General features: G+C 39.3%; 21 protein-coding genes. 14 read left to right on the top strand and 7 right to left on the bottom strand.

Annotated elements, in window-relative coordinates:
- Positions 1-112: 112 nt before the first annotated feature.
- The 3 genes from I5M19_RS03230 (at position 113) to I5M19_RS03220 (ending at position 2,629) form a co-directional block, all read left to right on the top strand.
- On the top strand, positions 113-1,321 hold the full coding sequence (locus I5M19_RS03230) for a metallophosphoesterase (protein WP_235985755.1): 1,209 nt from the start codon (positions 113-115) through the stop codon (positions 1,319-1,321).
- A 90-nt stretch (positions 1,322-1,411) separates the two neighbouring features.
- The gene (locus I5M19_RS03225) at positions 1,412-2,320 is read left to right on the top strand and encodes a DnaJ C-terminal domain-containing protein (protein ID WP_200063964.1); all 909 of its coding nucleotides are present in this window, start codon (positions 1,412-1,414) and stop codon (positions 2,318-2,320) included.
- A 15-nt stretch (positions 2,321-2,335) separates the two neighbouring features.
- The gene (locus I5M19_RS03220; protein WP_200063962.1) at positions 2,336-2,629 is read left to right on the top strand and encodes a chaperone modulator CbpM; all 294 of its coding nucleotides are present in this window, start codon (positions 2,336-2,338) and stop codon (positions 2,627-2,629) included.
- 7 nt (positions 2,630-2,636) lie between these two features.
- On the opposite strand, the gene I5M19_RS03215 is transcribed toward I5M19_RS03220, so the two are convergent.
- Positions 2,637-3,401, bottom strand: a complete 765-nt coding sequence (locus tag I5M19_RS03215; protein WP_200063960.1) for an enoyl-CoA hydratase/isomerase family protein — start codon at positions 3,399-3,401, stop codon at positions 2,637-2,639.
- Between the two features lie 66 nt (positions 3,402-3,467).
- A complete protein-coding gene (locus I5M19_RS03210) occupies positions 3,468-5,864 on the bottom strand; it encodes a glycoside hydrolase family 3 C-terminal domain-containing protein (RefSeq protein ID WP_200063958.1) in 2,397 nt (798 codons plus the stop codon).
- A gap of 255 nt (positions 5,865-6,119) precedes the next feature.
- On the opposite strand from I5M19_RS03210, the gene I5M19_RS03205 reads away from it, so the two are divergent.
- Positions 6,120-6,578: a DUF2147 domain-containing protein gene (locus tag I5M19_RS03205; protein WP_200063956.1), complete on the top strand. Its 459-nt coding sequence runs from the start codon at positions 6,120-6,122 to the stop codon at positions 6,576-6,578.
- 75 nt (positions 6,579-6,653) lie between these two features.
- On the opposite strand, the gene I5M19_RS03200 is transcribed toward I5M19_RS03205, so the two are convergent.
- The gene (locus I5M19_RS03200) at positions 6,654-7,232 is read right to left on the bottom strand and encodes a YceI family protein (protein WP_200063954.1); all 579 of its coding nucleotides are present in this window, start codon (positions 7,230-7,232) and stop codon (positions 6,654-6,656) included.
- Between the two features lie 366 nt (positions 7,233-7,598).
- On the opposite strand from I5M19_RS03200, the gene I5M19_RS03195 reads away from it, so the two are divergent.
- Complete coding sequence (locus I5M19_RS03195; protein ID WP_200063952.1) at positions 7,599-7,784, top strand: hypothetical protein; 186 nt, start codon at positions 7,599-7,601, stop codon at positions 7,782-7,784.
- A 3-nt stretch (positions 7,785-7,787) separates the two neighbouring features.
- Here the strand turns inward: I5M19_RS03195 and I5M19_RS03190 are convergent, their stop codons facing one another.
- Together I5M19_RS03190 and I5M19_RS03185 are read right to left on the bottom strand one after the other, a co-directional pair.
- Positions 7,788-8,888, bottom strand: coding sequence for a Gfo/Idh/MocA family protein (locus tag I5M19_RS03190; RefSeq protein WP_200063950.1), 1,101 nt, complete (start codon positions 8,886-8,888; stop codon positions 7,788-7,790).
- Between the two features lie 48 nt (positions 8,889-8,936).
- A complete protein-coding gene (locus I5M19_RS03185; RefSeq protein WP_200063947.1) occupies positions 8,937-9,767 on the bottom strand; it encodes an N-acetylmuramoyl-L-alanine amidase family protein in 831 nt (276 codons plus the stop codon).
- Between the two features lie 139 nt (positions 9,768-9,906).
- Between I5M19_RS03185 and I5M19_RS03180 the strand changes: the two genes are divergently transcribed.
- The 6 genes from I5M19_RS03180 (at position 9,907) to I5M19_RS03155 (ending at position 14,424) form a co-directional block, all read left to right on the top strand.
- Positions 9,907-10,233: a hypothetical protein gene (locus I5M19_RS03180; RefSeq protein ID WP_200063945.1), complete on the top strand. Its 327-nt coding sequence runs from the start codon at positions 9,907-9,909 to the stop codon at positions 10,231-10,233.
- Positions 10,234-10,278: 45 nt separating this feature from the next.
- Positions 10,279-10,983 carry a tRNA (5-methylaminomethyl-2-thiouridine)(34)-methyltransferase MnmD gene (gene mnmD, locus I5M19_RS03175; RefSeq protein WP_200063943.1) on the top strand — a complete coding sequence of 235 codons (705 nt, stop codon included), beginning with the start codon at positions 10,279-10,281 and terminating at the stop codon, positions 10,981-10,983.
- A gap of 72 nt (positions 10,984-11,055) precedes the next feature.
- A complete protein-coding gene (gene mazG, locus I5M19_RS03170) occupies positions 11,056-11,859 on the top strand; it encodes a nucleoside triphosphate pyrophosphohydrolase (protein ID WP_200063941.1) in 804 nt (267 codons plus the stop codon).
- Between the two features lie 55 nt (positions 11,860-11,914).
- Positions 11,915-12,349 (top strand): hypothetical protein, encoded by a 435-nt coding sequence (locus I5M19_RS03165; RefSeq protein ID WP_200063939.1) that lies wholly within the window; start codon positions 11,915-11,917, stop codon positions 12,347-12,349.
- 151 nt (positions 12,350-12,500) lie between these two features.
- Positions 12,501-13,055 carry an RNA polymerase sigma factor gene (locus I5M19_RS03160; RefSeq protein ID WP_200063937.1) on the top strand — a complete coding sequence of 185 codons (555 nt, stop codon included), beginning with the start codon at positions 12,501-12,503 and terminating at the stop codon, positions 13,053-13,055.
- On the top strand, positions 13,048-14,424 hold the full coding sequence (locus I5M19_RS03155) for an autotransporter outer membrane beta-barrel domain-containing protein (protein ID WP_200063935.1): 1,377 nt from the start codon (positions 13,048-13,050) through the stop codon (positions 14,422-14,424). Before I5M19_RS03160 ends, I5M19_RS03155 begins: the two co-directional genes overlap by 8 nt.
- 13 nt (positions 14,425-14,437) lie before the next feature.
- Here I5M19_RS03155 and I5M19_RS03150 read toward each other — a convergent pair whose 3' ends face one another.
- Positions 14,438-15,658, bottom strand: a complete 1,221-nt coding sequence (locus I5M19_RS03150; protein WP_200063934.1) for an ABC transporter permease — start codon at positions 15,656-15,658, stop codon at positions 14,438-14,440.
- A gap of 85 nt (positions 15,659-15,743) precedes the next feature.
- Here I5M19_RS03150 and I5M19_RS03145 point away from each other — a divergent pair, with 85 nt between their 5' ends.
- The 3 genes from I5M19_RS03145 to I5M19_RS03135 all read left to right on the top strand — a co-directional run bounded on the left by I5M19_RS03145 (position 15,744) and on the right by I5M19_RS03135 (position 18,847).
- Positions 15,744-16,970, top strand: a complete 1,227-nt coding sequence (locus tag I5M19_RS03145; protein ID WP_200063932.1) for an exo-beta-N-acetylmuramidase NamZ family protein — start codon at positions 15,744-15,746, stop codon at positions 16,968-16,970.
- Positions 16,971-17,029: 59 nt separating this feature from the next.
- Entirely contained in the window at positions 17,030-17,947 is a 918-nt protein-coding gene (gene fmt / locus I5M19_RS03140) for a methionyl-tRNA formyltransferase (protein WP_200063930.1), read from the top strand.
- A 105-nt stretch (positions 17,948-18,052) separates the two neighbouring features.
- Positions 18,053-18,847, top strand: a complete 795-nt coding sequence (locus tag I5M19_RS03135; protein ID WP_200063928.1) for a DUF3050 domain-containing protein — start codon at positions 18,053-18,055, stop codon at positions 18,845-18,847.
- A gap of 14 nt (positions 18,848-18,861) precedes the next feature.
- Here I5M19_RS03135 and I5M19_RS03130 read toward each other — a convergent pair whose 3' ends face one another.
- The gene (locus I5M19_RS03130) at positions 18,862-19,698 is read right to left on the bottom strand and encodes an aminotransferase class IV (protein WP_200063926.1); all 837 of its coding nucleotides are present in this window, start codon (positions 19,696-19,698) and stop codon (positions 18,862-18,864) included.
- Positions 19,699-19,806: the final 108 nt, after the last annotated feature.

Here is a 19,806-nt window from a genome sequence, read left to right as displayed (position 1 = left end):
TTTTTACACCCCGATTACCTTTCCTTTTTTATATTGCAGACTTACAGTAAAAAATATGCACAGAGGTGGTTTATTAAAGGTATTTCTTATTATAGCGGCAATAACGCTTTTAATGGATTGGTATGTAATAGGAGGTTTACGCACCCTTACTGCCGATTGGCAATCGCGTAACTTGCGCCTTGGCATTTTATGGGGCTATGGTGTAATTTCCGTTGGCTTTACTTTAGTTTTTATTCTTGGGCTTGGCAGTTTTAGTACTGCCAGGGGAATGACCCCTTTTCATGAATGGATGCTGAGTATTTTTCTTACCTTTTTCATAACCAAACTATTTTTTATTATCATATTATCATTAGGTGACCTGGGGAGATTTGTTTATGGCATTGGTAATAATGTGAGGAATGACACGCCAGCCGGCCAACCCTTTTTCCCTGCACGCAGAAAATTCATTAGTGAAATAGCTTTATTAATAGCAGCAGTTCCGTTCACCGGTTTTTTATATGCTATGGTGAGAGGTAAATATGATTACAAAGTGCATAGGCAAACTATTTATTTTGATGAACTGCCTGATGCTTTTGACGGGTTTACTATTACACAGTTATCAGACATTCACTCCGGTAGTTTTGATAATGTGGATGCGATGCAAAGGGGTATTGATCTGGCAAAAGCTCAAAAATCGGACTTATTTGTATTTACAGGCGATCTGGTTAACAATGCTGCCTGGGAAATCGAACCTTATATTGATCGTTTCGGGCAATTAAAGGCTCCCTACGGGCAGTTCTCTATATTAGGCAACCACGATTATGGCGATTATATTGAATGGGACAGCGAACAGGCAAAAGCCGCTAACCTGGAAAAGTTAAAACAACATCACTCAGAGTTAGGTTATCGATTGTTGCTTAATGAGAATGTCACCATTGAAAAAGATGGACAAAAAATAGCACTCATCGGTATCCAAAATTGGGGAAAAGGCTTTAAACAGGTGGGCGATTTAGATAAAGCATTGCAGGGAGTTGATAATAGTGCCTTTAAGATTTTACTATCACACGATCCAAGCCATTGGGAAGAACAGGTACGATATAATAAAAATACGGATATTCATTTAACGCTTTCCGGACATACCCATGGTATGCAGTTTGGCATTGAAATACCCGGTTTTAAGTGGAGTCCTGTAAAATACCGTTATCCGGACTGGGCAGGCCTTGCCAAAGAAAAAAACAGGCACCTGTATGTAAACCGTGGTTTTGGTTTCCTGGCATTTTCAGGCAGGTTGGGCATATGGCCCGAGATCACTGTTATTGAACTTAAGAAACGAAATGTATAATAGCTGGTACTTCTATTTTATTAATTTTATACTGCAAATTAAAACTATGAGATAATTTACAGGTTTAATTTAAACATACATCTTATTAACATGGCATTTATTGATTACTATAAAATTTTAGGCGTTGATAAAACGGCTTCGGAGAAAGATATAAAAAATGCCTACCGAAAGCTGGCCCGTAAACATCACCCCGATCTTAACCCTGACAACCCTGAGGCTAACAAACTTTTCCAGCAGCTTAACGAGGCTAACGAAGTATTAAGCGATCCTGAAAAACGCAAAAAATATGATAAATATGGGGAAAACTGGGAGCACGGCGAAGCTTACGAGCAAGCACGCCAGCAACAGCAAAGGCAACAACGCAGCTATGCAGGAGGCTCAGCTGATTTTGGCGGGTTTGACTTTGGCGGAGGCGGTGGTGGAGACTTCTCTGAATTTTTTCAATCTATGTTTGGCGGCCAGTCAGGAGGATCAGGCAGGCAATCTGCACGTTATCGTGGGCAGGATATGAACGCGCAATTGCAGCTTAATCTGCGCGATGTGCTGGAATCAAAAAAGCAAACTCTAACAGTAAATGGCAAAAACATAAGGTTAACCATCCCGGCGGGTATCCAGGATGGGCAAACCATAAAAATAGCCGGGCATGGTGGGCCAGGTACCAACGGCGCGCCGGCGGGCGATTTGTATATCACCTTTGCCATACCAGACGATCCGCAGTTTAAACGTAACGGAAATGACCTTTACCATAATATAGACCTTGATTTGTACACAGCAGTATTAGGTGGCGAAATAACAGCTGATACGCTCACCGGTAAAGTAAAACTAAAGGTTACCGCAGGTACGCAAAACGGCACGAAAGTAAAGCTAAAGGGGAAGGGTATGCCCCTATATAAAAAGGACACGCAATTCGGCGATCTGTACCTTACTTATAACGTGCAGTTACCAACAAGCCTCACTGCTAAACAGCGCGAATTATTTGAAGAATTAGCTAAATCCTGATAAAAACTTTAACCAATGAAAACCGAAAATTTAATAACCGTCAGCGATTTTTGCGTTTATTATAACGTAGAATACACTTTTATAGATTATCTGCAGGAAGCCGGACTTATACAGGTTACCGTTGTAAATCAAACTGATTGCATACCACTGGAGGAGATTCAAAAATTGGAAAAACTCGCCCGGCTACATACTCAACTTGAAGTTAACGAGCCGGGTATTGCTGTTATTGATAACCTTTTGCAAAAAATGGAGAACCTGCAGCAACAGGTAGCCATGTTACGCAACAGGCTAAAATTATATGAAGGATAATTCCTTTTTATTTTTTTAAAAATCGGTTTAAAGCTTGTTGTGTAAATTCTGATAATACCAGTTCACCACTAATGGCGGCACGTTCAGCAAGCAGTTCGTCCCAGTTCTCTGTACCTTCCCATAAAATTTGTTTTAACCCGCTTAATGCATGGGGATGGTAAGATGCCAGTTTTTGAGCAAGTGTGTACAGGCTTTCGTCCATCGCGGTAATATCTGCATACACTTCGTTATACAATCCTTTCTGTTTGGCCCATTGCGCCGTTTGAAAATCAACTGCACGTATGGTAAGTTGCGAGAATGCAGATAGTCCTATTTTACGTATCACCGCCGGGGATATTACAAAAGGGCCTATGCCAATTGCTAATTCACTTAATTTAATGGCAGCAAATTCTGTAGCCAAACAGTAATCTGCTGCTGCTGCCAGGCCCACGCCACCACCAACCGCCTTACCTTGTATGCGCGCAATTATTATTTTAGATGATTTGCGGCAGGCGTTTATAACATTGGCAAAGCCCGAAAAAAATTCCGCCCCGGCCTTCTTATCCTTTATCTGCATCAATTCGTCAAAACTGGCGCCGGCACAAAATGTGCGGTCACCGCCACTTTTTAAAATTATAACACGGGTTCTATCATCATTGCCGGCTTCGTTTATCTTATCGGTAAGCTGTTTTAACAGATCTGCCGGAAGAGAATTTTGTGCTGGATGAAAAAAACTAATGCTGGCTATGCCATCAGTGCTTAGTGTAAGGGTTACAATGCCGGTATCGCTCATAACTATTTGGTGTATGGTGACAATATCCGCACTATTTAATTTACCTGCAAATTTGCATTTTCGTTTCTACTCTACTGTAAAGGTTTTTTTAAGCTTAATATCCTGTGATGATAAACCTATCCATACCTGAAAAGTACCGGGTTCAACTGTCCAGTTCATATTCTTATCCAGCAATGCCAGATCATCCGGATGAAGAGTAAAGTGAACGGTTTTCTTTTCTCCCGGATTTAAATTTACCCTTTCAAATCCGCGCAGGTCATATTCATAAGTCGTTACGCTGCTAACATCGTCTTTAAGATAAAGTTGTACAACATCATCACCATTACGCTTACCTGTGTTGGTTACATCAACAGTTACTGTAATATCACCCTGAGAGTTTTCCTTTTCCGGCGACACCTGCAGATTACTGTACTCAAAAGTAGTATAACTCAGGCCATAACCGAAGGGATATAATGCACCTTTAATACGTGTTTTGCCCCAACTATTCGGGCCACCCTGATCTGACTGTGATGCGGGCTTGAATGGGAAATTATATAACAATTGTCCTGTAGTTTTCGGAAAGGTGATAGAAAGTTTGCCGCCCGGATTGTTATCACCAAATAAGGTTTCGGCAATTACCTGTCCGCTCTCGGGGCCGGGAAACCATGCTTCCAATATTGCAGGTACATATTTATTTTCCCAGTTAACCGTAAGTGGCTGTCCGTTTATCATTACCATTACTACAGGCTTGCCTGTTGCCTGTAAAGCCTGTATCAGTTTTAGCTGACGGCCAGGTAAGTTTAGCCCGGTGCGCGAAAGGCTTTCACCTACACGGTCCACATCCTCTCCAACTACGGCAATAACCACATCGGCTAATTTTGCCTTAGCAACCGCCGAATCTATCTGTGCCTGTTCGGCATCAGTTAGCGGTGTTTCAATAATTTCGCTTTCGGGCCAGGTAGCATCTACTATGTTACAACCCTTAGCATAACTTACGGTTGCGTTATTACCCACGTAATTTTTTAAGCCATCTAACACGGTGGTTACCGGATTATGCGATGGGCCGTAACGGCTGGTGGCATAACTTTTATCGGCAGCTAACGGGCCCGTAACCAGTATGTTTTTAAATTTATTTTTATCAAGTGGCAACAGGTTATTTTCGTTTTTTAATAACACCATCGATTCGCGGTTCATTTTTAAACTCATTTTTAAGGCAGCGTCGCTGTGAACAATCTTATCTGCAGCTTTGGGATCCTTAACATAAGGATCGTCAAACAAACCCAGTCTGAATTTAACGCGCAACACATCAGCCACCCGCGAATCTATCACTTTCATGGATATGCGGTTTTCCTTAATATCCTCGCGTAAGGGTAATATAAAGGTTTGCGGCATGGTGAAATTGGTACGCACGTTTAAACCAGCCTCTACCGCCTGGCGAACTGCATCCTTATAATCAGCCGCTACATGATGTTTAGAGTATATGTACTCCACCGCTTCACTATCTGATACCACATAGCCTGTAAAACCAAATTTTTGACGAAGCAGCTCCGTTAAAAAATAATAACTACCAGTTATTGGCACGCCGTCCCAATCATTATAACTACTCATTACACCCATTGGGTGTGCTTCCTGTATCACCCGGCGAAATGGATATAAATAGATCTGGTACATTTCACGTGGCGCCACATGCGGATCAGTACGGGCGCCCCCATCACGGCCACCTTTAGGTACGCTGTATACCGCGAAATGTTTAAGGGTTGAAGCCACGCCCTCTTCCTGTATACCTAAGGTCATTTGTTTTCCCAATTCCGCTATCAGGAAAGGGTTTTCGCCATAACATTCTACAACACGTCCCCAACGCTGATCGCGTGCCGGATCTAAAATAGGTGCGTAAACATTGGTATAACCCAGCGCCTTAGCTTCACGCCCAACAGTTTGTCCCGCCTCGCGCACCAATTCCTTATCCCAGGTACTGCCGATATTTATAGGCGCGGGTAACGGTGTGGCACGGTCGTGATTAAGGCCGTGTATACCCTCATTCGTAAAATCGACAGGAATACCCATACGCGTTTCTTCCACAAACCACTTTTGAATAGTGTTTATGGCAGAAGCATGCTTGCTAAACGGGTAAGAATATTGCGTAGCCGCGTAGTCGGTATGCGATGCCAGGTTATTCAGTTCCTCATCAATATTGGCTATACCATCTTTCCAAATCTCATTTTTCCAACCCGGTACAGGCATCTCATCTTTCAATACCCGCTTATAACCATATAGTGTAGCCATCTGGCAAGTTTTTTCTTCTACAGTCATTTGGCTAAGCAGGTCAGCAACACGTTTATCAACAGTTTGTGAAGGATCCTCAAAAACGTCCATCTTTCCGTTTTTGTTAAAATCTATCCAACCTTTATGATAAATGCTTTTTTGCTGGGCCGACACCGATAACGACAATAGCAATACCGGAAACAGTAAGGGTAGTTTTCTCATGAGGAATTAGATATATAATTTGGTTATAATGCCAAATATATAAGAAATACAAAAAGAACATTATTGTAACAGGCTACATAAGGGGTAATTGACCTAAAAAATTTACGACAACGTTTTCATTTTTATACGATATAAAATTAAACAGCGCCTTTACAAGCAAAAATTGTATAAATTACAAAATGTAATGGCAATGTCATCAAACTGGCACCATGATTGTTTCATTGATTATATACAATTTAATTTCAGGAGTTTATTATGAGCAACCAGTTTTTATTAAGCGTTTTAAGCTTGCTTTTATTTACAGGCCATCCAAATAAAGTATCTACTGAGGTAAGAGCGGGTGATCAGATATGTGGTAAATGGGAAAATGAGGATAAAAACCTTATAGTGCAGGTGTATCGTATTGATGACGAATATAAAGCGAAAATTGTTTGGTTCAATGATGGCGATGATTCAAAAAAATTAGATGAATGGCGCGATAAAAAGAACCCTGATCCTACGCTTCGTAACAGAAAGATCTTAGGAATGAATGTTTTGGAGAAACTGGTTTATGACCCTGATAGCGACTCATGGGAAGACGGTATGATATATGACGCTAAAAACGGCCGTCATTGGAACTCATCGGCATATATAAATGATGATGGCAAACTCAAGGTGAAAGGATACTGGCATTTTAAATTTATAGGCAAAACCATGACATTTAACCGTATTTAATTAACAGCTAAACTAGTATAAACGCAAAGAGCGCGGGATATTTAATCCTGCGCTCTTTTTATATACTTAATTTATTTAGTTGGCTTTAAGGAATTCACCACCCGCGCTAAGCTCTACTTCGTCGCTTAACATTGGTGAACCGTATTTGCTGCCGAAACCAAAATCAGAACGTTTTATAGTACCGGTAACTTTGAAACCCGCATCAGGGCCCTTTGTCATCGGATTAGTAATAGTGCCCCTGTAAAGCACATCAAGTGTTACGGGTTTAGTTACACCATGTAAAGTTAAATTACCGGTTACTTTATATTTGTTTGTGCCGGCCGGTTTGATATCTGTACTGGTAAATGTCATTGTCGGGAATTTATCCACATCAAAAAAGTCAGCTGATTTTAAATGTTTGTCGCGCATATCATTTTCTGTATTTACTGATGCAGTATTAGCGGTAAAGCTAAATTTCGCATCGCTAAAATCAGGTTTTGCTGCTACAATGTTTGCATCAAAATCAGTAAAAGTACCATCCACATCAGAAACTGCAAGGTGGGTAATTGTAAACTTTACGTGTGAGTGGGCTTTATCGGCTTTCCAGGTACTTTGTGCAAATACTGCCGTTTGCATAAGCAACGCTGCAGCTAAAATGATAAGGGGCTTTTTCATGTTTTTTAATTTTAAATTTGAGCAAAGATATATAATCAATTTACAGATTTATGAAACAATTGTTTAAACATCTATTTGTGATAGATTAATGACAATTAAGGCATTGGCTTTATCTTTATAAATAATGTAATTTTTATAGATGCATAATTTATAAATGTTACTTCCAAATATAAAATCGTGTTAATTTGCTGAACTCCCCCTATGCTATAAGTCCAATTAACCGGGAATCCGTACTAATATCTTAATATTACTACAGCGGCAATTTCATTTCTATTTCATAATTATGGTTCGGGGATTGTTACGCAAAGGTCGCTTACAGTAGATGATAAGCAAATTGAAAATCAATCGGTAAAAGCCGGTTACACCATGGCGTTAGTACCTGCTGTAAATATTGCTTTCCACGGGGAGAAAAGCAGTATAGGCGCGGCTATGGGGTACGACAGTTCAAATTACGGCACCGGTATCAATAAATTAACATCTGAATATTACTCCCCTGTAAATTACAGCTCCGGGTGTTTATTTTTAGGTGTATTTTTCCGCCTCGGACATTAATACCTATATAGTTTCCCACTTGCCGCTATCTAAGCTACGGTAAATGGCATCAACAACTTTCATATCCTTAAGGCCCTCTTCGCCTGGCACTCTGCTTTGTTTGTTAGCGTTTATACAATTAGCAAAGTCGTCCACTTGTGCCGCCTGTTGTATAATATTAGGCAGTTGCATGGGCTTGCCATTTATAGTACCATCCAAACTACCATAGCCATAAGCAGGTTCCAAAGCGAATTTTCCGTTAGTTGCCTGCGCGTGTAAATAACTCCAGTTATTGTTATAGCTCGATTTCCCGGTAACTTTTGCACCTCCGGGAAATTTTAATTCCCAAAAAACTGTTTCATCAACATCCTTAAAAAGTTCCGGCCGGGTTTTCTCCTGTGTAGCTTTAACAGCAACAGGTTCCTGGCCTAAGGTATATCGTGCACCCTGTATGGCGTAAATACCCATATCCATTAAACCGCCGCCGCCAGCCAATGCTTTTTTTAAGCGCCAGGCGTTTGGATCGCCACCATACACAAAACCATTTCCAGTATCAATAGCGGTAACTTTACCTAATACTTCTTTTTGCCCTAATCGCATCACTTCCATATTGTGGGGTTCAAAATGAAGGCGGTAACCTATGGACAGTAAACGATCAGCATTTTTACAAGCGGAAATCATCTCAGCACATTCCTGAGCATTAAGGGCCATGGGTTTTTCACAAATTACGTGCTTGCCTGCCCGGGCCGCTCTAATGGTGTATTCCTTATGCATAAAAACAGGTAATACCACGTATATAATATCAATAGCCGGGTTATCAGCTATCTCATCAAAATTTTGATAGTTATAAATATTTTTTTGAGGGATATTATACTTAGCCGACCATTCTACCGCTTTTGCAGGTGTACCCGTAACTATGCCAGCTAAGTAACAATTGGTAGTATGCTGCAGTGCCGGTGCAAGCTGCCCTTTACTGTAATTGCCCAAACCTACCAATGCGATTCCAAGTTTTTTTGAAGATTTATTGCATGCCCATCCCGAAAGAGCCGAACCTAATAAAAGTGTACCTGCCCCTATTGAACTTTTGCGTAAAAAATCACGACGTGATGTTGATACTGCCTCCATAATAAATAAATATTGGTGAATGGTTAATAGCTTACGCTAAGTTAACGATCAGGATCTGAAATTCGCCTTATATTTTTTTATCGCCCGCATAATAGAACGAACAATCTCGTTTTGTCCGGCTTGGGAATTCAGATACTTCTCATCGCTTGTATTATTAACAAAACCGGTTTCAATAAGCAGACCCGGCATTCCGCTTTGCTGTAGCACCAATACTCCCTGCTCCTTTACACCTGCGCTGTGCCGCCCGTTATTTACCTTAAACTCATGATTCAATAAATTAGCAAACTGTACACTTTGCTTACGGTAACGTTGGGTAAATGCCGCAAGCACGATGGCATTAACGGCAGCATCCTGCCCGTAGCCATTATATTTCTTTTTATAATCACGCTCAATATATATTGATGCATTTTCGCGCAAAGCTTCCAATTGCTCCTCTTTACGGTGATAACCATAAACCAATAGTAGTACCCCCCGGCGGGTTCCATGCCGTTGAGGTGTTGAGTTACAATGTATAGATATAAAAAGATTTGCCTTGCTATTGTTAGCTATATCGGCACGCTTATGCAATTCAATGAATTTATCGGTGGTACGAGTCATCACAACTTTAATATCTTTCATCTCGGCATTAATAGCCTTTCTGAGTTTGAGACCTATGGCAAGCGCGATATTTTTTTCTTTAGAATACCGGCCATGCGCACCCGGATCTTTACCGCCATGTCCGGGGTCGATCACGATAGTTGAAAATTTAAATTTGTGCGGAGGTATCTTCTTTTTAGCGGTGTGGCTTGTTTGTGAAAAAGCGGGCAGAGCACCTAATAACACCAGGAAAAATAATGCAAAACGGAGTAATGGGTATTTTATGAAGTACTTTTTTAGCATAGGCAAAAATATAATTAATGATACTTAACCTCTTATTTAACAAAATTTGTATAAAAATATTTTGTTAAAGTTAATTTTCATGAAACCTAGGGTTTTAAAATTCCGTAATAGACTTAATAATAAAGTACTACAAATAACAATGAACGAATTATTTACATCCTCTCTTATCAATTGCATTTACTTTATAGTAATAGGCGCTGTAATAGTTTATCTTATTTTAAAATTTGATAAGAATCAACGTAAAAAACTAAATAAAATATTAGAACAAACTGCTGATGTACAGCCTTTGTTTTTAGCAAAAGATCTGAGCAATAAACTGCATATTGTGAAATCTAATCTGGATTCTGAATCGCGCCTGCTTATCTCTAAGCAGTTAGATGAATTGGTTGCTGATTATGATAAAGGACAAATTTCTTTGCCGGATTATTGCAATCGCCTCAACAGGTTATTAGCCATGACCGCTTAATTACAAACATCTCATTATTATATTTCTTAATTTTGATGCCTTACTATGGGCATTAATAAAAACACGGAGCATTTGCAGCTTATTATCACTGCAGATGGATCAAACACTATTTATAATTCAATAGTAGGCGAAAACTACCATTCGCGAAACGGTGCGCTCCAAGAGAGCAAGCATGTTTTCGTGCACTCTGGTTTAATGCATTTTATAAACATGCAGCTATCTTCCATCTCCAGTATAAAAGTACTTGAAGTTGGTTTTGGCACCGGACTTAACTTTTTATTGACGACAGACATTTGTACGGAAAAACAAATAAAAATGCTTTATACGGGGATTGAGGCATACCCATTAAACAATAATTTGATAAGCAACACCGGTTACGAACAATACATTTCTAAGCCAGTTTGGGATAAATTTTTATCTGTTTATTCGTTATCGCTAACAAAACCTGTGGCTTTAAACTCGTTTTGCGATTTAGAGGTTATACCAGTACCACTCGCTGATTTTGATACAACAGAAAGTTACGATGTAATTTATTTTGACGCTTTTGCATCAACCCGCCAGCCTGAAATGTGGGATGAAAAAGCGATTACGCATACCCTTGCTTTTTTGAAACCCGGTGGGGTATTTGTTACTTATGCCATTACAGGTAATTTAAAGCGGATAATAAAAACTTTAGGCCTGAAAGTTGAAAAAGTACCCGGTGCTCCCGGTAAACGTGAGATGCTTAGAGCCACTAAACCCTTGGCTTAGTCTCACAGTAACGAAAAGCAAGGGTATCGGTTACAAATTAAAATCTGCACATTTGTATAAATACTTATAAATATGCCAATAACTGCCCCCATAACAGCTGCAACTCCGTCCGGCGCGTTCGAACGCTTACTTACCATTATGGACGATCTGCGCACTAACTGCCCATGGGATAAGAAACAAACCCTGGAAAGCCTCAGGCATCTTACCATCGAGGAAACTTATGAGCTATCTGATGCTATTTTAGGCGGGGATATGCAGGAGATAAAAAAGGAACTTGGCGATATAATGCTACACCTTGTTTTTTATTCGCGCATAGCATCAGAGACTGAAGATTTTAACATTACCGATGTATTAAACGGCATTTGTGATAAGTTGATAAACAGGCATCCGCATATTTATAGTGATACCGAGGTTAGCGATGAGAATGATGTTAAACGTAATTGGGAGCAAATAAAACTTAAAGAAGGAAACCGTTCAGTTTTGGGTGGTGTTCCTGTATCTTTACCTGCTTTGGTCAAGGCTTCACGTATACAGGAAAAAGCGAGAGGCGTTGGTTTCGATTGGGAAAATAAAGAACAGGTTTGGGCCAAGGTAGAAGAAGAACTGCAGGAATTTAAGGATGAGTATAATGTTATAGGTGAGGAAAAAGTTGATCATGAAAAAGCCGAAAACGAATTTGGTGACCTGTTATTTTCGCTGATTAATTTTGCCCGTTTCATCAATATAAATCCAGAGGATGCCTTAGAAAAAACCAACCGAAAATTTATTAAACGCTTCCAGTACCTGGAAGATAAGGCTGCCGAAAACGGCAAGAAACTCCATGATATGAATCTTGCTGAGATGGACGTTTTTTGGGAAGAAGCTAAAAAAAAATAATTTCGGTGTAGCATTAACTGTTTAGCTGCGTAATGTTAGGTGTAATATTTATTATATGAAAAAGAATCTAATTTATTTATTCCCCATCCTGATTGCTTTTGGTATGGGTTGTACAAAATCATCAAACAGTAGTTTAAAACCTTTACCTGAAGGAACATTTAACGGAGAGTTTCGTCTTCTGCATAGGAGCCAGGGAAGTACAGTGATTGATACAGTTAAAGCTAATATACAACTGGTTTTAGAAACCGGAGTTGGTTATAAGGTATTGGGCGATACTTCCACAGTTCATGCAGGAAGTAAAGGGCACTATGGTATTAGCGATATATACATAGCTTTCCAGGATGACACTTATCCAACAACAGGTACTCCCACTAAAACTCATTTAAGCGGCACTTATCAATATTATTATGACGGAAGCAGTGTTTTTCAGATGGTTGCCAATAGTTCGGATACATTAAGTTTGCAATATGATCTAAAAAAGGTCAATTAAAACTATTCTTATTCTACCTAAAGATTCCTGACACTTCTATAGAGTATTTTCGGGGACTTTCTTATTTTTAATTAATTTATGAGCCTTGTAACGTTTGCTTGTATGGCAACGTAATGAGTATGTATCAACTTAAGCGATTTAACAATTTTTAATGCATTTACGCCAAAGCGTTACTGAGGATGAAATTGTCAGTAAATGCAAAGCAGGTAGTTTAAAACACCAGGAATTGCTTTACAAGCACTTCTATGGCTATGCTATGGGTATAAGTGCCCGCTACAGCATTAATACTGATGATGCACTTGAAGTTGTTAATGATGCCTTTATAAAAGTGTTTAACGCGATAAATACATATCATACAGACAAACCTTTCCGTGCCTGGCTGCGAACCATTGTGGTTAACACGGCCATTGACAGAAGGCGAAAAGAGCTGAAGCATTTGGCTAATACCGATCTTGACAATGCAATAGGTGTAGGTAACCGGGCCACTGTAATTGACAATTTAAACGTTCAGGATATTTTAAAATTGATGAAGCAACTGCCCCATATGCAGCTTACTATATTTAACATGTATGAGATTGATGGTTATAATCATGATGAGATAGGTAAAATATTAAACTTACCGGCAAGTTCATCAAGGGTTTATTTAAGCAGGGCCAAAGAGAAATTAAGACAGTTACTAACTACAGAAACACAAAGCCATGAATGATCAGTTTGATAAAAATTTAACTAATCGTATCAAGGAGGTGTTTGATAACTACGAACATCCGCCTGCTGATGAAGCATGGTTAAAGTTACGCGAGAAATTTCCGGCAGAACAAGCGCCGGCTAACTTTAACTGGCTTCGCTGGAGCAGCGTTGCCGCCATTCTTTTGGTAATTTTAGGTATTGGTTTGTGGATGAGTAATAATGAAAAACCCGTTAAACAGATAGCTGATAAATCTGTAATAAAACAACAACCCGTTAAACCTGATACCACACATTTGCAAAAGGATAATAACGCAACTGATAATATGGCTCTTGCCATTCCGGTTACTGTTGATAAAAATGCACTATTGTTACAAAACAAATCTTTTGTAAGCCCTTCTACACAAGAGCCACAAATTAGCAAAATAAACAAATTGCAAACAGTTGCTGCAAATACAGGCAAAAGCGCAGATCCTACTTTGGACAGTTCGGTTATGGGCGCAAATCAAATTAAAAATAAACCTGTAACTAATTTATTGCCAGAATATAATGCAGCAATTGTTAAAGATAAAGCACAGGAGCCCAAAACGCAAAGTAATTCACCAACTACAACTGCTTATAGTGGTGATAGCGCAAATAATATAATTAAACAGCCATCGGCTGAAACCGTAGCATCTTTATTTTCAGATGAAGATAAAACAATTAAAAAAGCTGAAAGTCAAAAAACAGATCAAAAAAAGGTAGTATTTAGCGTATATGCTGCAACTTATTTTAATTACGCCGAAGGAAGCAATAATCAGATAAATACCGGTGCCGGTTTTACATCCGACATAAGATTAAGTAAAAATCTAAAACTATCTACCGGAGTTGCTTTGGCTCAAAATAGTTTCAGGTATAACAATGCTCCGCCAAGTAATTCAAGCCTTGCGTATTCCGCCGCACCCGCTATAAAATCACAGGGCTTATTTTCCGCCGCCGTTACTGTACCTGTATTTAAAGACTACAATGCCAGCCTGGTTGGGATAGATATACCTTTAAATATCAAGTATGAGTTTAATCCCGAAAAAAATGATACTTATATATCAGCAGGTTTAAGTTCGGGTACTTTTATAGATGAGAGATATACTTACAGTTATGTTTATAATAACACGAAAGGAGCCGTTATACAAACGGAGGATGAAACATCGCACCAAAACTTCAACAGTTTTTACTTTGGTAAGACCTTGAATTTTGCTTTCGGTGTAGGTTATCCGCTGGGTAAGAGTAACCGAATTATTATAGAACCTTTCTTTAAATACCCGCTGGATGGCTTGGGTTCCGAACAAATAAGATTCGGATCAGGTGGACTAAATTTAAAGCTGAACTTTAGCTCATCAAAAAAGCAAAGGTAATTATAATACAGATTTATTTAAACCTGATTGCCTTGACAGGAGTAATACGGGTAACCAGCATGGACGGTATAATAAGCACAAGCAAACAAATAATGAGCGTACCTATATTGAGTAAAACTACATCTGTCCAAACAAGTTTTATAGGCACAAAAGTCATATAATAGGATGCCTGATCCAGTTTAAAAAAGTGTGTGCTTTGCTGAAAAAACCCTAATCCTAACCCTAAAATATTTCCCAGCAATAGCCCTACTCCTATAAGGTAGGCAGCATTATACAAAAACACTTTTTGTATGGCCCAATTGCCGGCGCCCATGGCCTTTAATATGCCTATCATAGCAGTACGTTCTAATATCATTATCAGTAAGGCTGATATCATATTAATAACGGCAACAATCGTCATTAATACCAACATAACTACCGCGTTAACATCCAGCAGGGCAAGCCATTCAAAAATTGCGGGGTAATTTTCAGCAAGTGTATAGGATTTAAGCAATATAGGTAATTTAACATCAATTTGATCTGCTATGGCATTAACCTGATCGAACTTTTTAACTCGCACTTCATATCCACCTATTTCACCTTTATCCCAGTCATTAAGGCGTTTTATCAAATCAAGGTCGCCTATTACAAATGTTTTGTCTACCTCATCCACCCCTACGCTGAATATTCCTTTTATAGTAAATTTTCGCTTACGTAAAGGTTCCTGAATAAAATACATCAGCATATCATCGCCAACCTTTAGCTTTAACCGATTGGCGGTACGTTGCGATATCAATATTTGTTTAATAGCCGCTGCCGAATCAGTAAAATCAATCACACTGCCCGAAACCAAGGTTCTTTTCAGATTATTCCAATTGTAATTTTTATCTACCCCCTTTAAAACCACCCCCTCAATCTCATCGTTTGCTTTAATAATTCCCGGTTTAGTGGCATATGGAACAACACTTGTAATTAAATGACTGGTTTCTAATTTTTTAACTAAAGAAGAATTGTAAATAAAAGCGGAATTTTCATAAGAATTGTTCAGATCGGATTTTACTATTTGGATATCCCCTGCAAATCCGCGTATCTTTTCGCGTATCTCCTGTTTAAAGCCTTTGATTACTGCAATTGATAATATCATTACACCAAGCCCCAGCATTATGCCAATAATAGCTATCCGTACAATTAATTTTGAAAATGTACGCTTGGACTTTAATGTAATACGACTTGATATAAATCTGGCGAAACTCAAAGCAGAATGATTTTTGTACCTTCGCAAATATGCGTTTTTAGAGTTAAACATACCGCTTTTAAATTTGCTTTAATAGCATTAATTTATGAAAAGAATAAAGCTATACCTGCCTTTGGCCCTCATTTGCTGCCTGTTTTTTGAGTGTGACAACCTGGCCCAAACCCCGCGGGAACATAAAACTGCCATAAAAAAAATTACCCTTCCTATATTACCCGCAGCCGATCAGGTTCAGTTATACATAGATTATTTAAAAGGCCGAAATGTAGGTATGCTTATCAATCAGACTTCGGTTATAGGTCCTAAACTTGTGCTCGTTGTAGATAGCTTACTGAAAGCAGGTATAAAGGTTAAGAAAATATTTGGCCCCGAGCATGGTTTCCGTGGCAATGCCAGCAACGGTTCCACTGTTAACGACAGTACCGATCCGGTTACAGGCTTACCTGCTATATCGTTGTATGGTAAGCATTATAAGCCAACCCCTGAAGATTTGAAAGGCATTGATCTGATGGTATTTGACGTGCAAGATGTGGGAGCAAGATTTTATACTTATATATCTACATTACACTATGTTATGGAAGCTTGTGCTGAAAATAACATTGAACTAATGATATTGGACAGGCCAAACCCCAACGGCTTTTACGTAGACGGGCCGGTGATGGATACCGCATATCGCTCTTTTGTGGGCATGCATCCAGTACCTATTGTACACGGCATGACGGTTGCTGAATATGCCCGGATGATAAATGGCGAGGGCTGGTTAAAAAATGGAATTAAATGTAAGTTAAAAATTATTAAAGTAGCTAACTACACACATGCAATGCCCTACAAGCTACCGGTAAACCCGTCACCGAATTTAAATACTAATCAATCCGTTTTGCTGTATCCTTCTTTATGCTTGTTTGAGGGCACCACATTAAGTTTGGGCAGGGGTACGCTTTTCCCTTTCCAGGTAGTAGGTCATCCTTTACTGAAAGATAAATACAGCTATTCATTTAAACCGGAAAGTATTGCCGGGATGAGCGAGAACCCGCCACAGAAGGATCAGCTTTGTTATGGTATTGATCTTAAAAATTACAATACAAATATTTTTCGCGACAGCCAAAAACTTAATTTAGCATGGCTGTTAGAGCTTTATAAGGCTTTCCCGGATAAGGCGCATTTTTTCAACGCTTATTTTACCAAGCTGGCCGGCAATAAAACATTGCAGCAGCAAATTATCAATGGTAAAACAGAGACAGAGATACGTGCGAGTTGGGAACCTGAACTATCGGAATTCAAGAAAATCCGTAGTAAATATTTACTTTATAAATAGACAACAAAACAATTCATCGTGTTTTTTATTTTTCTACCGAAAAACTTTGATATAGCGTAATGAGAATTATTTTCATGGGCACACCCCAATTTGCTGTTGCTTCGCTTGAAGCCCTTATAGCCTCGGGCAGTAACGTAGTTGCCGTAGTTACTGCTCCGGATAAACCCGCCGGACGTGGAAAAAAGATCAGTCAATCGGCTGTAAAGCAATACGCAGTAGAACATAAGATTAAAGTTTTACAACCTGAAAAGCTAAAAGATCCTGAATTTTTAAAACAACTGGAAGCGCTTAAAGCAGACCTGCAGGTGGTGGTTGCTTTCCGGATGCTACCCGAGGTGGTTTGGAACATGCCCAAGCGCGGAACCATTAATTTACACGCCTCGCTGCTACCACAGTACCGTGGCGCTGCCCCTATTAACTGGGTTTTAATAAATGGTGAAAAAGAAAGCGGTGTAACCACCTTTTTCTTAAAGCACGATATTGATACCGGCAATGTTTTATTCACCGAGAAAGTAACCTTAACCGGCCGCGAAACGGCCGGCGAATTGCACGACCGTTTAATGCACAAAGGTGCAGGCCTGTTGGTGAAAACCATTAAAAGTATAGAAAGCGGCAAATATAAGGAACATCCGCAGGCACAATTAGCTGAGGGTGCAGAATTGAAACACGCGCCCAAAATATTTAAACCCCACTGTGAGATAAACTTTAACCAGCCGGTTGAAACAGTTTATAATTTTATTCGTGGCCTAAGTCCATCTCCTGCTGCGTATACCATTTTAAATGATAAAACCTTAAAGATATATAATGCGGACTTTGAAAGCGGTGAACCGGGTATATCGCCGGGCGGTTTTATCAGCAATAATAAAACTCATCTTAAGTTTGCCACAAAAGATGGCTTTATCAGCGTTACAGATTTGCAATTAGAAGGTAAAAAACGAATGGGTATTGAAGAGTTTTTAAGAGGAATCAGATTATAGATGGTTAGTCTTTCTTAAAAACTGAGTAATATGGATTTCATATTTCATGAAATAGTTATCTGACGACACATCCAAAAAGCTATTTTTGCCGTTTGTTTTTGTACAATGAAAGATAAGAGTACCCGGATAGATCAACTTAAAACAGCTATTACCCCATTTCGCGCTCAACTGATAGCGCATGAATTATACCATAGCATAAATACTATTAACGATCTGCATACTTTTATGCAGCATCACTTATTTGCCGTATGGGATTTCATGTCGTTATTAAAAGCATTGCAGCAAAATCTTACCTGCACCACCCTGCCATGGATGCCAGTAGGCAATGCCAATACCCGTTATTTAATAAATGAGATTGTTACCGGTGAAGAAAGTGATATCGACCAGAACGGCATTCGCACCAGTCATTTTGAATTATATCTGCAAGCCATGCAACAGGCGAATTGTGATACCGGCGCTATTTATTCTTTATTTGACCAGTTAAAGCATCAACCTGACATATACAGCGCTTTAGCCCGTGCGGAAATGCCACAGGCTGCCCGTGAATTTGTAAAACATACATTTGATGTAATAGCTACCAACAAACCCCATATACAAGCGGCTGTATTCACATTCGGTCGTGAGGATCTGATACCCGGTATGTTTGTGGAGATGGTTAAAAAAATAAATACACAACAACAGAATAGCGCCGACATATTTGTTTATTACATGGAACGTCATATCGAAGTAGATGGTGATCACCATTCTCAACTGGCTTATGAAATGACAGCAGAACTTTGTGGTGATGATGACACTAAATGGCATGAAGCTGCAGAAGCTGTTAAAGCCGCCCTGCAAGCACGTATTAACTTATGGGATGGCATACTGGCTACTATAAAAAGCGAAGTTTTGGAAGCGTAAGTACTCCTTTTGATCTACAATTTATTCAATTCATCCATAAGGCCCTTACTTACCCGGTTGAAGTAGCGTTTTACGCCATAACCCATTACCCATTGTATGCCCCGGCTGGCATTGGTAATAAATACTTCATCGGCTTCATTCAATATTTCGGCGTTTATTTGCGCCTCTGTTACAGGGATATTATTGTCTAACGCCAGCTTAATTACTACCTGACGCATTACCCCCTCTACACAACCTTCATTAAGGGCGGGGGTATATAAATGATTCTGATACCACACAAATATATTAGCAGAACCCGCCTCGCATAAAAACCCGTTCTGGTTTAGTAAAAACACCTCGTCCAGGCGGTTTTGTGATTTGTAGATAGCTGCTAAAACATATATAAGGGCGTTACACGTTTTTATATTAGATAAAAAATTGATGGGTTTAGGCAGCTCCGTATAAACATCCATTATCAACCCGCGCTCATTTAAAAAATACCTGGGTTCATCAATAGCTTGTAGCTCCAGACAATAGCCCATTTTGTTTTGGGTGGGCGTATACAAACCTTCCGCATCGCGAAAAACGGTTAAGCGTAAACGGCCATGCTTCACCTTATTACGCCGTGCAAGTTCTTCTACTTTATCTTTTAAAAACCATGTATCAGTTTGAGAGTATCCATCAATTTTAAGCGCCCTCATACCTTTTTGTAAACGCTCAGCATGTAATTCGGCAAATTTCAACTTCCCTTTCATAAGCCTCATACTCTCAAATAAGCCATCTCCATACTTAAATGCACGATTAGCTACATCAAGCAATTTGCTGTCGGCAGGTAAAATTTCTCCGTTAAAATTGATAAAAACTGGCGTCATTTAATATATGCGGATTTACAGGCGCAAATTTGCGAATTTGCTTTGATTAATATTACTGCTATAACGATACCGCGCCGTTTTTGATTGCTTTTATTCGGCTAAACTTTT

This window comes from Mucilaginibacter segetis (assembly GCF_016522075.1).
GTDB lineage: Bacteria > Bacteroidota > Bacteroidia > Sphingobacteriales > Sphingobacteriaceae > Mucilaginibacter > Mucilaginibacter segetis.
The sequence above is the reverse complement of the archived record's forward strand: the minus strand, read 5'-3'. Positions and strand labels throughout refer to the sequence as shown.

What these genes read in the sequence shown, in the direction of transcription:
- I5M19_RS03130 (WP_200063926.1), bottom strand. Translation starts at nt 19,698, where the DNA reads ATGACGCCAGTTTTTATCAATTTTAACGGAGAAATTTTACCTGCCGAC.
- I5M19_RS03200 (WP_200063954.1), bottom strand. Translation starts at nt 7,232, where the DNA reads ATGAAAAAGCCCCTTATCATTTTAGCTGCAGCGTTGCTTATGCAAACG.
- fmt (WP_200063930.1), top strand. Translation starts at nt 17,030, where the DNA reads ATGAGAATTATTTTCATGGGCACACCCCAATTTGCTGTTGCTTCGCTT.
- I5M19_RS03180 (WP_200063945.1), top strand. Translation starts at nt 9,907, where the DNA reads ATGAACGAATTATTTACATCCTCTCTTATCAATTGCATTTACTTTATA.
- mnmD (WP_200063943.1), top strand. Translation starts at nt 10,279, where the DNA reads ATGGGCATTAATAAAAACACGGAGCATTTGCAGCTTATTATCACTGCA.
- I5M19_RS03160 (WP_200063937.1), top strand. Translation starts at nt 12,501, where the DNA reads ATGCATTTACGCCAAAGCGTTACTGAGGATGAAATTGTCAGTAAATGC.
- I5M19_RS03205 (WP_200063956.1), top strand. Translation starts at nt 6,120, where the DNA reads ATGAGCAACCAGTTTTTATTAAGCGTTTTAAGCTTGCTTTTATTTACA.
- I5M19_RS03145 (WP_200063932.1), top strand. Translation starts at nt 15,744, where the DNA reads ATGAAAAGAATAAAGCTATACCTGCCTTTGGCCCTCATTTGCTGCCTG.
- I5M19_RS03190 (WP_200063950.1), bottom strand. Translation starts at nt 8,888, where the DNA reads ATGGAGGCAGTATCAACATCACGTCGTGATTTTTTACGCAAAAGTTCA.
- I5M19_RS03155 (WP_200063935.1), top strand. Translation starts at nt 13,048, where the DNA reads ATGAATGATCAGTTTGATAAAAATTTAACTAATCGTATCAAGGAGGTG.
- I5M19_RS03225 (WP_200063964.1), top strand. Translation starts at nt 1,412, where the DNA reads ATGGCATTTATTGATTACTATAAAATTTTAGGCGTTGATAAAACGGCT.
- I5M19_RS03165 (WP_200063939.1), top strand. Translation starts at nt 11,915, where the DNA reads ATGAAAAAGAATCTAATTTATTTATTCCCCATCCTGATTGCTTTTGGT.
- I5M19_RS03215 (WP_200063960.1), bottom strand. Translation starts at nt 3,401, where the DNA reads ATGAGCGATACCGGCATTGTAACCCTTACACTAAGCACTGATGGCATA.
- I5M19_RS03230 (WP_235985755.1), top strand. Translation starts at nt 113, where the DNA reads ATGGATTGGTATGTAATAGGAGGTTTACGCACCCTTACTGCCGATTGG.
- I5M19_RS03185 (WP_200063947.1), bottom strand. Translation starts at nt 9,767, where the DNA reads ATGCTAAAAAAGTACTTCATAAAATACCCATTACTCCGTTTTGCATTA.
- I5M19_RS03135 (WP_200063928.1), top strand. Translation starts at nt 18,053, where the DNA reads ATGAAAGATAAGAGTACCCGGATAGATCAACTTAAAACAGCTATTACC.
- mazG (WP_200063941.1), top strand. Translation starts at nt 11,056, where the DNA reads ATGCCAATAACTGCCCCCATAACAGCTGCAACTCCGTCCGGCGCGTTC.
- I5M19_RS03220 (WP_200063962.1), top strand. Translation starts at nt 2,336, where the DNA reads ATGAAAACCGAAAATTTAATAACCGTCAGCGATTTTTGCGTTTATTAT.
- I5M19_RS03210 (WP_200063958.1), bottom strand. Translation starts at nt 5,864, where the DNA reads ATGAGAAAACTACCCTTACTGTTTCCGGTATTGCTATTGTCGTTATCG.
- I5M19_RS03195 (WP_200063952.1), top strand. Translation starts at nt 7,599, where the DNA reads ATGGCGTTAGTACCTGCTGTAAATATTGCTTTCCACGGGGAGAAAAGC.